Here is a 17,284-nt window from a genome sequence, read left to right as displayed (position 1 = left end):
TTAGGGTGTATGTTTAAACTACTAAAGGAGGCAAATAATGGAAGATAAAGAGTTAAGTTGTTTTAATTTAGGAGAAATTATGCCGGAAATATACGGTCAATATTTTTCTGGACAAGCGTATTTGAGTACTTTAAATGAAAAAGATATTAGAATAAGCAATGTAACATTTGAACCAGGATGTATTAATAATTGGCACATTCACCACAATGGTGGACAAATACTTATGGTAACTGCAGGCAAAGGATTTTATCAAGAAGAAGGTAAAACAGCGATCTCAATTCAAAAAGGAGATGTTATCCATATACCAAGTGAAGTTAAACACTGGCATGGTGCAAATACTACCGATTGGCTAAGTCATATTGCGATTGAAATTCCAGCAAGTGGTTATAACACAGAGTGGTTAGAAAAAGTGAATGAAGAAGAATATAGAAAGATAAATGGAGGAACTACAAATGAATAGTTTTGTTTATGACATCCCTACAAAGGTTTATTTTGGTGAAAATCAATTAGGGAATTTAGGAAAAGAATTAAAAAAATTTGGAAGTAAAGTTTTACTAACTTATGGCGGAGGATCAATAAAAAAGATTGGTCTATATGACAAGGTAGTAAAAGAAATTAAAGAAGCAGGGTTAGAACTCTTTGAATTATCTGGTATTGAACCAAATCCAAGAATTGATTCAGTGAGAGAAGGTATTGCAATCTGCAAGAAAGAAAAAATTGATGTCTTGTTAGCAGTGGGTGGAGGATCTACAATTGATGCTACAAAGTTCATGGCTGCAGGTGCTTTTGTTGAACATGATCCATGGGATTTCTTTGTAAATGATGCGCCAATTACTCAAGCTTTACCAATTGTTTCGATTTTAACCTTATCAGCAACAGGATCTGAAATGGACACAGGAGGGGTGATTAGTAACCCTGAAACTCAAGATAAATTGGGAAGACAAGGTAGACCAATGTTACCAGCAGTTTCATTCTTAGATCCAACGACTACTTATACAGTGAGTCCATATCAAACAGCATGTGGTTCATCAGATATCATGTCCCATATTTTAGAAGTGTATTTTAATTTGAATCAAGATTTATATATGTTGGATTGTTTTATGGAAGGATTAATGAAAACTGTAATAAAATATGCACCAATTGCGATGAAAAATCCAACAAACTATGAAGCACGTGCTAACTTAATGTGGGCATCTTCATGGGCAATTAATGGATTTATAAGAGGTGGTAAGCAACAAGCTTGGAGTTGTCATCCAATTGAACATGAAATATCTGCTATATATGATATTACGCATGGCTTAGGTTTAGCTATTCTTACACCACGATGGATGGAGTATTGTCTAAATGAAAAAACAGTTAGTAAATATGTACAATTTGGCATCAATGTATTTGGTATTAATTCAACATTACCGCCTATGGAAATCGCAAAAGAAAGTATTGAGCGATTAAATGACTTCTTCTTTAACCAACTTGAGTTAAAGAGTACATTTACTGAGTTAAATATTGATGATTCTAATTTCGAACTCATGGCTAAAAAAGCATGTGATGAGGGTGTAATTGAAGGATTTATACCACTCAATGAAAGTGATATTAAGAAAATCTACGAAATGTGTTTATAAAGTAAATGAAAGGATAAAGGCTTAATTTCTTATGGAGATTAAGTTTTTATTTTATGTGGGTTTTTAAAAGATTTAAAAAAAGGTATAATAGTACATGGAAAGTGGTTGATCGAATGACAAAATATACACCGATGATGGAACAATACCTAGATGTAAAAAAGGGGTATATGGATGCCCTTGTTTTTTATCGTTTAGGGGATTTTTATGAAATGTTTTTTGATGATGCAAAAATTGCTTCATCTGAATTAGATTTAGTATTAACGGGTAGAAATGCAGGGGTTGAAGAAAAAATACCAATGTGTGGTGTTCCTCATCATGCAGCTGCATCCTATGTGCAAAGGTTGGTTCAGCGAGGATACAAAGTTGCGATTGTTGAACAATTAGAAGATCCATCTGAAGCACAAGGGATTGTTAGAAGAGATGTTGTTAAAGTAGTAACTCCAGGAACAATCATGGATGATATAACCGATGAAAAAAATAGTATCTATCTTGCGAGTATTGTTGACTATCAATACGGTTTTGCTTTATCAATCATAGAAATGTCTACAGGGGAAACAATCATCAAGAACATAGATCGCAATTGGGTTATTTTAACGCAAACGATTTTAAAAAATAATATAAAAGAGGTTGTAATACATACAAACTTTGATGAAAAAGGAATCAAAATTTTACGTGAATTGGGTAATGTTGTTATTTCGTATTGTGATGAAGTGGGTGTAGCGGAGCAATACTTAGACTTGTGTGAAGAGATTAAAGAAGAAAGAAATCTAGAAGCTTATGGATTGATGATTCATTATCTTGAAGCAACACAAAAGAAAATGCTAGGACATCTACAAATTGTTGAAATTGAAAAAGAAGATGAAGTACTCTATATGGATTTCTCTACTCAACAAAACCTAGAGCTTGTGATTCCTTTAAGAGTTCAAAGCAAGAGTGAGACTTTGTGGAGTTTCATGGATCGTTGTCAAAGTGCAATGGGTTCACGCTTATTAAAGAAATGGGTTGAAAAACCATTAGTGGATAAGAGAAAGATTGAATTACGTTTAGATCGTGTTGAGTACCTCATGAAGAATTTCATGATTCGTGAAGAGTTAAAAGAAAACTTATCAAAGATGTATGATATTCAACGCTTAATCGCAAGAGTGGCAATGGGAAGTGCAAATGCTATGGATTGCATACGTCTACAAAAAACACTCAAAGTTGTTCCTGCTATTTTTGATTGCTTACAAGATTCAATGTTTGATGAATTAAAAAAAGGTGATCAACTTCAAGACCTTCACCACCAACTTGAAAATGCATTTGTTGAAAATCCCCCTCTTACTACTAAAGAAGGTGGAATGTTTCAAGAAGGATATAGTCAAGAGTTAGATGAGATAAGAAGTATACAAAAACAAGGGAAAGATTGGATACTTGCATTAGAAAATAGTGAAAAAGAAAAGACTGGAATTAAAACATTAAAGATTGGATATAATCGTGTATTTGGATATTATATAGAAGTAAGTAAAGGTGCATCATCTCAAATAAAAGATGAGCATGGCTATGTACGAAAACAAACACTTACCAATTGTGAACGATATGTAACGCAAGAATTGAAAGAGAAAGAAGATGCAATTCTTCATGCAGAAGAGAGATCTATCCGTATGGAATTGCAACTATTTCAAGAGTTATTAGAAAAGATAAAAGGGTATTTACCAAAACTGCAAAAATTGGCAATGGTCTTATCAGAAGTAGATTGCATTTATGCGCTAAGTAATCTATGTAGTGAGCAAGGGTATGTTCGTCCTGTATTTACTGAAAAAGATGTAAGTATAAAAGATGGACGTCATCCTATTTTGGATAAGATGATGAAAGAAAAACGATATGTTGCAAATGATTTGGTGATGAATGATGAAAATGAAGTGCTTATCATTACAGGGCCTAATATGGGCGGTAAGAGTACATATATGCGACAAATAGCACTAATTGTAGTCATGGCACAGATGGGATGTTTCGTTCCATGTAAGTCATGCGAGATGCCAATTTTTGATAAAATCTTTACGCGTATTGGAGCAAGTGATGACATTCTATCAGGTCAATCAACATTTATGGTTGAGATGGCAGAAGCCAATCATGCATTGACATATGCAACGGAAAAATCATTAATTTTATTTGACGAAATTGGACGTGGAACATCAACCTATGATGGTATGGCTTTAGCACAAGCAATGATTGAATATATTGCATCATGTATTCATGCTAAAACATTATTCTCAACGCACTATCACGAGTTAACGGCTTTAGAAGAAAATATATCTTGTGTAAAAAATGTTCATGTAGAGGTACATGAAGAAGATGATCACGTAACATTTATGTATCGTGTTAAAAAAGGAAGAGCAGATCGTTCTTATGGAATCAATGTTGCGAAACTAGCGAAATTACCAGATTCTGTTTTAGATCGAGCAAAAGACTTATTAAAAGAATTGGAAAGTAAGAAAAGAGTTGTGCAACAATCTTATCAAATTGTGGAATTGAAGAAAGAAGATACAAAAGAAACAAAGATTATTGATATGCTAAATCAAGTAGATCCTAATGGATTAACACCAATTCAAGCGTTACAAATGGTAATTGACTTAAAAGATCAACTTAAATAACATAATTTCACACATTCTTAACAAATTATAACTATAGAATATTGTTATATTATATATGCAAGAGATAATATCTTGCGTGTATTAACACAACCCCCTATTGTGTTAGTAATATTCTATCCCCTTATATAAATATAAAAAGAAGAGTCCGAGAGGACTTTTTCTTTGCTTTAGACAATTATTTGAAGAAAATTAGGATTTCTATTTCTTCCTACATAAATACAAGTAGGAGGAATAAAATGGAAGATAATAATATAGTTGTTTTTGAAGATGGTGAGATTACAGTTAAAGTGACTTTAGAGAATGAAACAGTATGGTTAAGCATGGAACAAATTGCAGATTTATTTGATAGAGATAGAAGTGTAATAGGAAAACATATTAGAAAAATCTTTGCTGAGGGTGAATTAGATAAAAATTCAGTTTGGGCAAAATTTGCCCAAACTGCTTTAGATGATAAAAGTTATAATATAGACTTCTATAATTTAGATATGATTATCTCAGTGGGATACCGAGTAAAATCGAAGAGAGGAATACTTTTTAGGCAATGGGCAACAAAAATTCTTAAAGATTACACTTTAAAAGGAATAGTATATAACGACAAAAGACTAAAACAATTAGAGCGAATGCAGAAAATTCAAGTCGATATGATGGAGGGTGTAAAAGGATTTGATGCATCAGAAGTGCTTAATGTTTTAAATCTTTATTCTCAAGGATTAGCGTTATTAGATGATTATGATCATCAATCACTTCTTGAAAAAAAGAATACAGAAAATGAATGTATCTATGCATTGAACTACGAAGAATGTATGGAGGTTATTGAACAATCACCTTTTGACGGTAGAAAAGATTTATTTGGAAAAGAAAGAGATAAATCTTTTCAATCGAGTATTAATCAAATCTATCAAAGTTTTGGAGGAGTGGAACTTTATCCTACCTTAGAAGATAAAGCGGTCAACTTACTGTACTTCATCACTAAAAATCATAGTTTCTATGATGGAAACAAAAGAATAGCTGCAACAATCTTTATTTATTTTCTAATGAAGAATAGGCAACTCATCGTTAATAATAAGCAACGAATTAGTAATACAACCCTTGCAACACTAACTGTTTTAATTGCCTCATCTAAACCGGAGGAAAGAGAGAACATCATTGCATTTTCAAAGGAGTTGATTCGTGTGATATAGTATTTACAAGGAATGGGTGAAATTTATGCTTGATAAGAAAATAGCGTTTATAGGTTGTGGAAATATGGCAAGTGCCATTATAAAAGGATTATGTAAAAACCCAAAGGTAGATCCACAAAATATAATTGCATCTAGAAGAACGGTTGATCAACTTGAGTCTCTAAAGAATGAATATGGAATCGATATCACGACGAATAATAGTTTTGCGTGTGAAGTTGCAGATATTGTTGTGTTATGTGTTAAACCACACATGATAGAAAGAATAGCTCAAGAACTGAAAGATAAGATACATCCAGAATCAACAATCGTGTCAATTGCAGCGGGAGTTAGTCTTTTAACATTACATGAATATTTTCCAAATCAACACTATATTTTTAGAGCGATGCCAAATACACCAGCTCAAGTACAAGAGGGAATGACAGCTCTTTGTATTGGAAATCATAATCAAGAAGACTCAAGAGTAAAAGATATTTTAGAATTATTCTCAAACTGTGGAAAATGTGAAATTCTTGATGAATCGCTTTTTTCAGCATTTATTGGTGTAAGTGGATCATCACCAGCATATTTCTATATGATGATAGAAGCTATAGCTGATGGTGCAGTATTAGAAGGTATGCCTCGCGATATTGCTTATAAATTTGCAGCACAAGCAATGTTAGGTTCTGCGAAAATGATTTTAGAAACTCAGGAGCATCCAGGTCGCTTAAAAGACAATGTGTGTTCACCAAAAGGGACAACAATTGAAGCTGTATCTGTTTTAGAAAAGAATGGATTTAGAAATGCAATCATCCAAGCTGTGGTTGCAGCTGCTGAAAAAAATAAATCAATGGAATAACATAATTTTACATAATCTTGCCAAATTGTAGCGTTAGTATGTTGGTATAGTATAGATACAAGCAAATAATATGCTTGGTTAACACAAACCCCTATTGTGTTATCGTTATTCTATCCCCTTATATATAAAAAAAGAAGAAACTCCCTTGAGGAGTTTTTTCTTATGGACTAATAAAGTTATAAGTAAAAATCAAGTAGATAAAAAAGATAATATAAATTTTAAATTGATTTTAATATATAATAGAATCATTCTATTGATAGACAGAATGGAGAGCAATATGGCAATGAAGAGGTTTAAACAAGTATATAGTGATGGTTTAGGAAGTTATTATACAATTATTGAAGATACTGTAACAGGGGTACAATATCTCCTTTTCGATAAAGGTGGACATGATGGAGGTCTTGCTATTACACCTCTATTGGATGCAGAAGGTAAACCAATGATTAATAAAACAGGTCATAATATGCATAAAGAAGAATGGATTTAAAAATTAATAGATAACATAATTTTACACAATCTTACCAAATTATAACGATAGTAAGTTGGTATAGTATAGTCACAAGCAATAATATGCTTGGTTAACACAACCCCCTATTGTGTTATCGTTATTCTATCCCCTTATATATAAAAAAGAAGAAACTCCCTTGAGGAGTTTTTTCTTATGAGCTAATCCTACAAAAGAGGATATAAAAATGGTAAACTAGTACATGAAGATGAGTGAGGTACAACATGGGTGTTATTCAAGCATTAGATATACAACTTACAAATATGATTGCAGCTGGAGAAGTAGTGGAGAGACCAATGGGTATCGTAAAAGAATTGGTTGAGAATGCAATTGATGCAAAAGCAACTCGTATTGATATCCTTGTTCAACAAGGTGGCATACAAAGTATACAAATCGTGGATAATGGACTAGGCATGGACAGTGTAGATGCAACCATGGCATTTGAAAGACATGCAACAAGTAAAATATCAAAGACACAAGATTTGTGGTCAATTAAAACATTGGGATTTAGAGGAGAAGCTTTACCATCCATAGCCTCTGTATCAGAGGTTAAACTTGAAACTAACAATGGAAGTGAAAGTACAAGAGTAGAAATACAATACGGTCAATTAATAAGCGCAAGACCTTATCCTTGTAACCAAGGAACAATGATTCATATCTCGGGTTTATTTCAAAAGACACCAGCACGTTTGAAACATTTAAAAACGGTTGCATATGAAAATTCATTAATTAGTGATGTTGTGCAAAAATTTGCATTGTCTCATCCAGAAATTGCCTTTTCATTTACAAGTGATAGCAAGCAAACTTTTAAAACATCAGGTTCAAATGATTTACTGGAAGTTGTCTTCCAATTATATGGAAAAGATGTAGCAAAGAATTCTATTCTTATTGATGATGGTGATACTGATTATAAAGTACGTGGAGTTTGTGTACATCCACAATTTACTCGAGCAACAAGAAATGCTATTAGCGTATTTTTGAATGGTAGAATGGTTAGACCTTATCGCATACAAAAAGCTATCATTGATAGTTATACAAATTATATACCAAGTGATCGTTATCCTATTGTTATCTTAAATGTCACAATGGATTCTCAATTGGTTGATGTCAATGTCCATCCAAGTAAGTGGGAAGTTCGCTTATCGAAGGAACAACAACTAGAACATCTTTTAAGAGAAATTATTCCCAATGCAATTCACAGTCATATTCAAGCACCAATTGTAAATATGGAAAAAGTTGTAAAGGAAAAGATTGAAATTCAAAGTTTATTTGAGAACAATGATCAACCAATTCAAAGAGTATTTAAAGAAGAGCCAGTACAATATGTTGCACCAAGAGTAATGAGTGAAGTAGAAAATGATTTGCCTAGTTCAATTGGGATTGAAGAGAAAATAGTTCAAGCACCAATGCAACAGCAAGAAGAAAAAATAGAACCTCTTCAAAAGAAATCATTTCCAGTATTAAAAGTAATTGGACAGATGCATGGAAAGTATATTTTGTGTGAAGGGGTAGAAGGTTTGTATATTATCGATCAACATGCCGCACAGGAAAGAGTTCATTATGAAAAGTTCTTAAATGAAATGGATCAATTAAAACATATAATGACGGAATGTTTAGTTCCTCATATGATTCATTCAACAAATGATTTAGTAAGAAGAATAGATGAAATCAATTTAGCAGTGAAAGATTTAGGATTAGAATTCGAAGTGTTTGGAGATGACTCTTTTGTTGTAAGAGAAATACCAATTTGGATGAAAGAAGTCGAAGAAGGTGTGTTTCTACAAGACTTAATCGATAGTTTTAAAGATGAAAAAGAAATTACAAAAAATAAAATTCATAAACATAAAATAGCAACTATGGCATGTCACCATTCAATTCGATTCAATCGAATTTTAAATGAGACAGAAATGAATGAAGTTGTATCACAACTTGAAAAATGTGAACAACCATATCATTGTCCACATGGCAGACCTACCTTTATATGTTTAGACGCATCAAGATTAGAAAAGGAGTTTTATCGATGAAAAAAGTATTGGTACTTGTAGGACCAACTGCTGTTGGTAAAACAGATTTTTCAATTGAATTAGCTAAACAATTTGATGGAGAAATAATAAGTGGAGACTCAATTCAAGTCTATCGTGGATTTGATATTGGTTCAGGGAAAATTAGCAAAGAAGAGATGCAAGATGTGTCACATTCTTGTATCGATATTTTGGAACCAACAGATAAGTATAGTGTTGCAGATTTTCAAGCTAATGCTAGAGAAAAAATTGATGAGATACTAAGCCATCAACATCTTCCAATGATTGTTGGAGGAACTGGATTATACATCAAAGCTTGCATCTATGATTATACTTTTGAAAAGCAACCTGATGAATATCCAGAACTCATCAAGAAATACGAAAGCATGAATAATGAAGAACTATTGGATTACTTACAAACAATAGACCCAGAACAAGCACAAGCAATTCATCCCAATAATCGTAAAAGATTAATACGTGCATGTTTGATCTATGATACAACAAACATAACAAAATCAGAGATTATCGAGTCTCAAGAACACAAACCGATTTATGATGCATTGATTATTGGTTGCACATTGCCAAGAGAATTATTGTATGAAAGAATTAATCAAAGAGTACTAAAAATGATTGATTTGGGACTTCTTGATGAAATCAAATCTTTATTAGAAAAAGGCGTAACATTTAATGATCAAGCGATGCAAGGAATTGGCTATCGTGAATGGTCAAAATATATGAGTAAAGAAATGACCTTAGATGAAACTATTGCAGAGATTCAAAAACACTCAAGACAATTTGCAAAACGACAATATACTTGGTTCAATAACCAAACACCAATTCATTGGGTAGATATGAGTGATGAGGACGCAATTAAGAAAACAAAAGAATTAATTGAAAATTGGAGAAATAGAAGTGAGTAATCCTTTAGAAAGAGTTGAATTATTAGTAGGGAAAGAAAAAGTTGATTCATTAAGAAAGGCAACTGTTTTGATTGTCGGTGTGGGTGGAGTTGGATCATACGCCGCAGAATCATTAAGTAGAAGTGGTGTTGGAAAACTAATCCTCGTTGATCATGATGTTGTTGCATCAAGTAATTTGAATCGCCAAATTCTTGCCACCTATGAAACAATAGGAAAACCAAAAACTGAATGTATGAAAGAGCGAATTCACTCTTTTAACTTAGATTGTGAAGTAGTTTGTATTAATGAATTTTTCAGTGTCGAACTCGAATCAATCTTTGCACAAAAAATTGACTATGTAATTGACGCAATTGACACAGTAACAGCAAAATTAGATTTAATAGAAATGTGTCATCGTTTTAAGGTTCCATGTATTAGTTCACTAGGGATGGCAAATCGATTTAATCCAAGTAAAGTTATTCAAACAACACTAGATAAAACAACATATGATCCACTTGCTAAAGCTTTACGTGATTTAGCAAAAAAAAGGAATATAAAGTATAAAATTCATGTTACATTTTCAGAAGAGATTCCTTTAAAACAAAATGTAGAAATAAATCCTGATGGTAAAACAAGAAAAGAAAGAATCCCACCAGCAAGTATTGTTTTCGTTCCTGCTGCTTCGGGTTTACTTTGTGCAAGTATTGTTACAAGATATTTGTTGGGTTTAGGCAAGTAATAGAAACCATTTTCATTGCGTAATGTTGAAAAGTTTGTTATAAATAAGTTGGAAGTACATAAACCTAGATTTAAGCTAAAGACCTATTTGTAATCTAACAATTAAATGATAAAAGTTGAAGAAAAATTGTAAGAATCAGGTCGGTTTTTCTTTTTTTATTTCAAAGGGTTATTGATATTTCAACAGGAGCATATTATGCAAAAGAAATTGTCACACAAAGAATTAGGCAAATTAGTTGAAAAAGCGAAACAAGGCGATAAAAAAGCGTTTGAAGAAATATACCTTAACACAGTGTCAATACAGTTTTATACTGCGTTAAAACACACCCATGATGAAATTCTTGCGGAAGATGTTGTTCAAGAATTGTATTTAAAATTATATAGTTTCCTAGATAAGATAGAGAATCCAAATCTCTTGGTTGCTTACTTAAATAAAATGAATTACACAATCTCGATGGATCTACTTAAAGACTCAAAAAAGATTATATCTGTTGATATTCAAGAAATGGCAAATGATTTAGTGGATCCAAATTCATACTTTAAACAAGATTTTGAAAATGAAGACATTGTTTCCGTGGCACTAAATCAATTGGAACCAAATCTTAAAAATGTAATAATGTTGAGATATGTAGATAAACTGAAGGTAAAAGAAATCGCTAAATATTTAAAAGTTTCTGATAGAACTGTTTTCCGTTTGTTGGCAGAAGCAATTAAAAATTTAAGATTAGAATGTGATAAAATTCGAAGATCATCCAGTTCATTCATTTTTATATTAACTCCTTTTTCTTTAAAAATTCTTGGTAAAATAGCGAGAAATTGTATGAGTGAAAATCAAATCATTAATTCATATGATATTGTTGCAAAGGCAATAGCATACCCTACAAAAGATGTTGCAAATTTAGCAAATAACTATGCTGGATCATTAAATAAATTATCATTTCAAAATCGATTCTTTAGAAATTTTGCATTTAGTTTTCTTACTACAGCAGGAATAGGATTGAGTGCATTCATATTGATGAATTCTGACTTTGATATTCATCCTGTAAATAAGGTGAATCCGAATGAAAATTATCAAGTTTTTGAAATAGAGCCTAAATTAGGTTCATTAATTAATGAATTGACTGTAATTGATGAAAATGCTAATCGTATTTATTCAAGTGAATTTGTACCAGGTGAACAAATTATCTTGTATAAAAATGGACTCTATACAATTGAAGCAAGGAGTGAAAATGGAAAAATCATAACTAAAGAATTAATTGTTGAGAGTATTGATGACAAGTCACCAACTATTAAAATTTTAGAATATAATGAGGGATATATTCAAGTGATTCTTTATGACATGGAATCTGGTATTGATATAAACACGTTAAAAGTAATTAATTTATCAAGTGAAGATGTTCCGTATCAACTAATATCGAGCAATGAGCAAAGCGTTGTGATAACTATGCAAATGACGGAACCACTGGAAATTATTATTAATGATAGTGTAAACAATCAATCAGTTGGCAAACTAAATTTGAAGTAGATAATCTGTATTTTCAAGCTTATTTTTAAGTCTAAGCCTTTATGTTTCCTTTTGACTACATCCTTGATATAATATGGCAAAGAAGGGAGGCATATGATGATATTAGAAGAAAGTAGATTTACTGAACTTTATCACAAATACCAAATATTTGAAGTAGATGACTTAACAGAAGAATGTAAAGATATGATAGATGTGAATGTTGATGATTGTTTTATGCTTACCACTTGCATGATTGATAAAGCTGGAAATTTAGTTTTCCCAGTTCTTGCTATAGGAAATGCTTATGACAACTGTGAAAAGGGATTAGATATTCTAGAACCTTTAGCTACATTTAGTTCGTTTGATATAGTATCTTATGAATTTGATATTGTTGAACAACCTACATTTAAAATGCAAGTAAAAGCAGCTTCGATATTTGAAAGTGAGGATGTTTCTCAAGAATTATCACAAGTACGACACATCAAAGAATTAGATATGCAAAGAGATATTCATTATCCTGATATATTAAATGTACATTTTTTAAGTGATGGAAAATTTTATCGATATTTGGTAGAATCTATAGAGTATAATTCTAAGTTCATTGAAGGTAGATTATTAAAAGAGCCTGAAAAAGATATTGGAATTCATCAAAATGAAAAAGTTGATATTGTACCTGTATTATTAAATAACCAAATACAACTTGTTTCTGCAAATAGTTCAGTTCATGTAAATGATGAGACGTTTGAGAAACTAAGAGATTTTGTGAATGAAATCTTAGAAGAATATCCAGAGATTGAAAAAGGAAAGAAATCATAAAATGGTATTTCGATACCATTTTAGTTTGGAGGAAACAAATGAGTAAGTCATCAACAAGAATGTTTACGTGTCCTAAATGTGGAAAAGATTATGAGATTGAAATTTGGGAGAGTATCAACGTAGCATTAGATCCAGATTTAAGAGAAAAATTATTTCATAATGAGATATTTAAGGTAGAATGTCCACATTGTCATGATGTGTATCAAGTAGTTCATCCTTGTTTGTATCACGATCCTGAAAATAAACTTATGGTTTATTTAGTTGATGATGCAATAGAAAAAGAATTAGAAGCAAATCCAAAGATACCATTTGAAGTAATACCTGGCTATACTTACAGGTATTGTAAGAAGATTATGGAATTTGTAGAAAAAGTTCGTATCTTAGAAGAAGGTTTAGATGATCGCATTGTGGAAATGGCAAAGATGTTTTGTGAGAAACAAATTGTTGATTCGAAGCGTGCAACATTAGAAGAAATAGAATTCACAGTATATAACACGAAGAAAGATAACAGTGTTGAAATTATTACTGTATTAAAAGAAGAACCTGTACGTATGCAACTCAATTATGAACAGTTTGAGGAAATCTTCCTAAGAGAAGAAGATGGTTATGAAATTGAGCCAAATCGTTTTGTAAGAATAAATCGTGATTGGATGCTTGAAAGAGCAACACGTGAATATGTAAAGAATATCAGTTAAATTATCAAATAACAAAAAAATTACCGTTTTATAGTCTTGGAGAATGTTTTTCTAAAAGAGTTAAAAATGGTATTTTTTATTTGAAAGAAGAGGAAAAAATATGAAAATAGCACTTATTAACGAATTTTCACAAGCATCAAAGAATGCAATCGTTTTAGAACAATTGAAATCAGTTGTAGAACCAATGGGACATACAGTATTCAATACAGGAATGCAATATGTGAATAATCCACAAGATTTACCTACAGATTATTCTGAAGAAAACCCACGTCTAACTTATATGAATATTTCAGTACAAGCTGCTTTGTTACTAAATTCAAAAGCAGTAGATTTTGTTGTTACGGGTTGTGGAACAGGCCAAGGAGCTTTAATGGCATGTAATATGTTTCCTGGAGTAAATTGTGGGTATTGCATTGAACCAACAGATGCTTATTTGTTCTTGCAAATTAATGATGGGAATGCATTATCAATTCCATATGCAAAAGGATTTGGTTGGGGAGCAGAACTGAACATCAAAACAATTTTTGAAAAAGCTTTTGGTTCTCCTAAAGGTCAAGGTTATCCTCAAGATCGTAAAGAATCACAAAATAGAAATGTAAGAATTCTTGCAGAAGTTAAGCGTCAAGTAGGAAAACCTGTTTTAGAAGCACTTAGTTCAATTGATCCAGAATTATTAAAAGGATCATTAACAAAAAAATTCCAAGAATGTTTCTTTGCTAATTGCCAAGATGAAGAATATTTAAACTTTGTTAAGGAAGTTTTAGCTAAATAATGAAAGAAGTTATTTTACCTTCGTATTCGATAGGCAAGGATAGCTTTGAAGCAATTGGAAAAATTAGCAGATTATATGGCAACAAAATTGTTTTAATTCATGGTGAAAAAGCATACAAAGCTTGCCAGGATAAATTAAATAGCTATATTAGAAAATTTGATTGTAAAATTATAAAAAGTTATCTATATGGTAAGGATGCAACTTATGAAAATGTAGATAAAATTGTCAATGATGGTGATATCAAAAATGCAAATATGATTTTTGCAATTGGTGGAGGTAAATGTATTGATACATGTAAGGTTATTGGTGACAAGTGCAATATACCAGTAATCAGTATTCCTACAATTGCGTCAACATGTGCAGCGGTAACTAAGATTTCAATCATGTATACTGAGGACCATGTCTTTAAAGATATTTATCATTGTAAAAAGGCACCAAATTATTGCATGATTGATACTGAAGTGATTATGAATGCTCCCATGCAATATTTATGGGCAGGTATTGGTGATACAGTTGCAAAGAATGTAGAAACATATTTCTCTTGTAGAAATGATGAAATAGAATATACAGATGAATTAGCTCTTCAAGTAAGTAATCTATGCTATGATTCGATAGTTGCTCATGCAACAAAAGGTTATCGTGATGCAGAAGCTAAAGTTTTATCGAAGGAACTTGAAACAACGATACAAAATATTCTAGTGTCTACAGGAATTGTTTCTTTAATTATTAATGCAGATTACAATAGTGCCTTAGCTCATGCATTGTTTTATGGTCTAACTTGTAGAAAAGAAATTGAAGAGAAACATTTTCATGGAGAAGTTGTTTCATATGGTGTACTAATACAGTTAATTGTGGACAAACAAATTGTTAAATTAAATAAGACAATTGAATTCTACAAAACAATTGGATTACCTGTATGCTTAAATGATTTAGGAATAAGTTGTGATGATCCACTAGAGGATGTTCTTGAGTTAACAATTCAAAATAAAGAATTAAATCATATTCCATATCCAATCACAAAAGCAATGATTCGTGATGCAATTGATTATTTGGAAACAAAAAAATAAACCTCGTAAGAGGTTTTTTTATTGCCATAAGGTCATTAGTGTAGAAAGTAGTATGATGCTTATAGGCATCGATAGTGAATTAATTGCAGCGTATACGGATGTTTTACATTTTAGTTTTGCCGAGAATGCAGGCATGATACTCGATATAGGTGCAAATATTGATAAGATTAAAATCTGTTTACCAATGAGACTTGCAGGAAAGAAATAGTAAATAAGAATTGCACAGAAAATTAATATACTATATCGGATAAAGAAATGAAGGATAACATCTTTGATATCATCTTTACCAATTTTTAGTTCTACCATTAATCCAAGCATTATCATGACTAGAACAATATTTGCATTTCCAATAATGCTTGTAACTTGAAAGAGTTCAGATGGCAACTTTATATTAACTAGAGTTAATGTAATCATCACAAGATAAGTGACAAAAGGTATAGATGAAAATATTCTTTTAAAGAAATCTTTAAATTGAAATTTAGAAGATGTATCAAGTCTTGAAGCAGCACAAGCATAAGTTAAACCAGTACACATAATTGCGTTACCAACATCAAACATACTTGCATAGAATATGGAAGAAGGAGGATAAATGCCATTAAAGAAAGGTAGTACAAATCCACCGATATTGAAACTAGATGTATTCAACATAAACAATGCTTGAGTATTTCTTGAACGATATCTAGTAAAAAATAATCCAGCAAAAATTAAAATAACATTGATTACTAATCCAAGTAATATACAATATATCCAATCGAATGAAATATAGAATGTTTCAAACATTGATATAAGAACACAAGGTAGAGTCAAATTTATACTAATTGTAGAAAGTACATGAAAGTCTTTGCTGTGTAAGACTTTTGTTTTCTTAAGACAATAACCGCAAATAATAAGTAGTAAATACGTTATGGATTTAGTAAATATCTCATTCATATTATATATTAAATGCGGCAAGTAAAGCTGCAAGTCCTAATAATATATAACCAACCCATGCAATATATTTTTCTTTTTGATTATAAGCTAATTCAAAGTGTTCTTTGCTTAAGTTAATTCGCTTTGTGTAAGTTGCTCGAGCATACATGATAAAAATTAAACCAATTACTAATAAGATGAATTTAATATAAGTCATTTGCTCACCTCATTCATTTTGTTGATGGTTTCTTGCCACTCGTGATTTCTATCTGGATGGAACACATAGCAATTGGATGTATTGCAAGAATCCATAAGAGCTATTTCTCCATCAGTTAGGGTGAAGTCAAATACTTCTTGATTCGTTTTCATACGTGATGTATTACTCGTCTTGGGAAGGGGTAATATATTTTTTTGCAAACAATATTGAATCGAAATTTGACCAACATCTTTATTATGATTTCTAGCGATAGCCTCAAGAATTTGATTGCCATTAGAAGCACCTCTCATTAATGGGCCCCAACTTTCAACAAGTATGTTCTTTGTTTTGCAATAGGCTACAATATCACGTTGCTGATATTTCATATGAAATTCTAATTGATTAACCATTGGGATAATTTTGATATTCTCTAATAGATTATCGAGATGATGAATTAAGAAGTTGCTAACACCGATAGCACGTACTTTCTTTTCTTTATATAGCCATTCCATTGCCTTCCATGTTTGAATATTTAATTCTTTCCAGTCGTGATCATGCCCTACAGGGATTGGCCAGTGAATTAATAAAAGATCAAAATAATTTGAACCAAGTTTTTTTAAGGATTCTTCAAAAGAATCTAGAGTAGATTGGTAACCTTGATTTACATTCGCAATTTTTGTAGTAATAAAAAAATCTGAACGGGGTATCCCACTCTCTTTTATAGCTCGTCCAATTAAATCTTCATTGTTATAACCTTGTGCAGTATCAATATGGCGATAACCAGCACGTATTGCTTCTTGAATCGTCAGGTAACCTTCTTCATTATTAGGAGTTCGATATGTACCATAACCAATGCATGGAATTTCTACTTCGTTGTAGAGCTTAAATGTTTTCATT

Annotated in this window: 17 protein-coding genes; 14 read left to right on the top strand and 3 right to left on the bottom strand. The window is 31.5% G+C overall.

Annotated features, from left to right (window positions below; all coding sequences use genetic code 11):
• Positions 1 to 37: 37 nt before the first annotated feature.
• The 14 genes from B5D14_RS06380 (at position 38) to B5D14_RS06315 (ending at position 15,282) form a co-directional block, all read left to right on the top strand.
• Complete coding sequence (locus B5D14_RS06380; RefSeq protein WP_078711765.1) at positions 38 to 460, top strand: cupin domain-containing protein; 423 nt, start codon at positions 38 to 40, stop codon at positions 458 to 460.
• The gene (locus tag B5D14_RS06375) at positions 453 to 1,619 is read left to right on the top strand and encodes an iron-containing alcohol dehydrogenase (protein ID WP_078711764.1); all 1,167 of its coding nucleotides are present in this window, start codon (positions 453 to 455) and stop codon (positions 1,617 to 1,619) included. Before B5D14_RS06380 ends, B5D14_RS06375 begins: the two co-directional genes overlap by 8 nt.
• A gap of 113 nt (positions 1,620 to 1,732) precedes the next feature.
• Positions 1,733 to 4,249, top strand: a complete 2,517-nt coding sequence (gene mutS / locus B5D14_RS06370) for a DNA mismatch repair protein MutS (protein WP_078711763.1) — start codon at positions 1,733 to 1,735, stop codon at positions 4,247 to 4,249.
• 236 nt (positions 4,250 to 4,485) lie between these two features.
• The gene (locus B5D14_RS06365) at positions 4,486 to 5,430 is read left to right on the top strand and encodes a virulence RhuM family protein/type II toxin-antitoxin system death-on-curing family toxin (protein ID WP_078711762.1); all 945 of its coding nucleotides are present in this window, start codon (positions 4,486 to 4,488) and stop codon (positions 5,428 to 5,430) included.
• Between the two features lie 25 nt (positions 5,431 to 5,455).
• A complete protein-coding gene (proC, locus tag B5D14_RS06360; protein ID WP_078711761.1) occupies positions 5,456 to 6,265 on the top strand; it encodes a pyrroline-5-carboxylate reductase in 810 nt (269 codons plus the stop codon).
• Positions 6,266 to 6,542: 277 nt separating this feature from the next.
• Positions 6,543 to 6,752, top strand: coding sequence for a DUF6440 family protein (locus B5D14_RS06355; protein WP_078711760.1), 210 nt, complete (start codon positions 6,543 to 6,545; stop codon positions 6,750 to 6,752).
• 242 nt (positions 6,753 to 6,994) lie between these two features.
• A complete protein-coding gene (mutL, locus tag B5D14_RS06350; protein WP_078711759.1) occupies positions 6,995 to 8,794 on the top strand; it encodes a DNA mismatch repair endonuclease MutL in 1,800 nt (599 codons plus the stop codon).
• The gene (gene miaA / locus B5D14_RS06345; RefSeq protein WP_078711758.1) at positions 8,791 to 9,711 is read left to right on the top strand and encodes a tRNA (adenosine(37)-N6)-dimethylallyltransferase MiaA; all 921 of its coding nucleotides are present in this window, start codon (positions 8,791 to 8,793) and stop codon (positions 9,709 to 9,711) included. The genes mutL and miaA overlap by 4 nt, the downstream gene beginning before the upstream one ends.
• The gene (locus B5D14_RS06340) at positions 9,704 to 10,429 is read left to right on the top strand and encodes a tRNA threonylcarbamoyladenosine dehydratase (RefSeq protein WP_078711757.1); all 726 of its coding nucleotides are present in this window, start codon (positions 9,704 to 9,706) and stop codon (positions 10,427 to 10,429) included. Before miaA ends, B5D14_RS06340 begins: the two co-directional genes overlap by 8 nt.
• 195 nt (positions 10,430 to 10,624) lie before the next feature.
• Positions 10,625 to 11,953, top strand: a complete 1,329-nt coding sequence (locus B5D14_RS06335) for an RNA polymerase sigma factor (protein WP_078711756.1) — start codon at positions 10,625 to 10,627, stop codon at positions 11,951 to 11,953.
• A gap of 96 nt (positions 11,954 to 12,049) precedes the next feature.
• Positions 12,050 to 12,748: a hypothetical protein gene (locus B5D14_RS06330; protein WP_078711755.1), complete on the top strand. Its 699-nt coding sequence runs from the start codon at positions 12,050 to 12,052 to the stop codon at positions 12,746 to 12,748.
• 38 nt (positions 12,749 to 12,786) lie between these two features.
• Positions 12,787 to 13,443 carry a CpXC domain-containing protein gene (locus B5D14_RS06325; RefSeq protein WP_078711754.1) on the top strand — a complete coding sequence of 219 codons (657 nt, stop codon included), beginning with the start codon at positions 12,787 to 12,789 and terminating at the stop codon, positions 13,441 to 13,443.
• Between the two features lie 100 nt (positions 13,444 to 13,543).
• Positions 13,544 to 14,215 (top strand): RpiB/LacA/LacB family sugar-phosphate isomerase, encoded by a 672-nt coding sequence (locus B5D14_RS06320; protein WP_078711753.1) that lies wholly within the window; start codon positions 13,544 to 13,546, stop codon positions 14,213 to 14,215.
• Positions 14,215 to 15,282 (top strand): iron-containing alcohol dehydrogenase family protein, encoded by a 1,068-nt coding sequence (locus B5D14_RS06315; RefSeq protein ID WP_078711752.1) that lies wholly within the window; start codon positions 14,215 to 14,217, stop codon positions 15,280 to 15,282. The genes B5D14_RS06320 and B5D14_RS06315 overlap by 1 nt, the downstream gene beginning before the upstream one ends.
• A gap of 18 nt (positions 15,283 to 15,300) precedes the next feature.
• Here B5D14_RS06315 and B5D14_RS06310 read toward each other — a convergent pair whose 3' ends face one another.
• The 3 genes from B5D14_RS06310 to B5D14_RS06300 are packed head-to-tail and all read right to left on the bottom strand — an operon-like array spanning position 15,301 to position 17,283.
• Positions 15,301 to 16,212 (bottom strand): AEC family transporter, encoded by a 912-nt coding sequence (locus B5D14_RS06310; RefSeq protein WP_143254407.1) that lies wholly within the window; start codon positions 16,210 to 16,212, stop codon positions 15,301 to 15,303.
• A gap of 1 nt (position 16,213) precedes the next feature.
• On the bottom strand, positions 16,214 to 16,408 hold the full coding sequence (locus B5D14_RS06305) for a hypothetical protein (protein ID WP_078711750.1): 195 nt from the start codon (positions 16,406 to 16,408) through the stop codon (positions 16,214 to 16,216).
• Complete coding sequence (locus B5D14_RS06300) at positions 16,405 to 17,283, bottom strand: aldo/keto reductase (RefSeq protein ID WP_078711749.1); 879 nt, start codon at positions 17,281 to 17,283, stop codon at positions 16,405 to 16,407. Before B5D14_RS06300 ends, B5D14_RS06305 begins: the two co-directional genes overlap by 4 nt.
• Between the last annotated feature and the right edge of the window lies 1 nt (position 17,284).

It is taken from the genome of Anaerorhabdus furcosa (assembly GCF_900167375.1).
Classification (GTDB): Bacteria; Bacillota_I; Bacilli_A; order Erysipelotrichales; family Erysipelotrichaceae; genus Anaerorhabdus; species Anaerorhabdus furcosa.
This window is presented reverse-complemented; position numbering and strand designations above follow the sequence as displayed.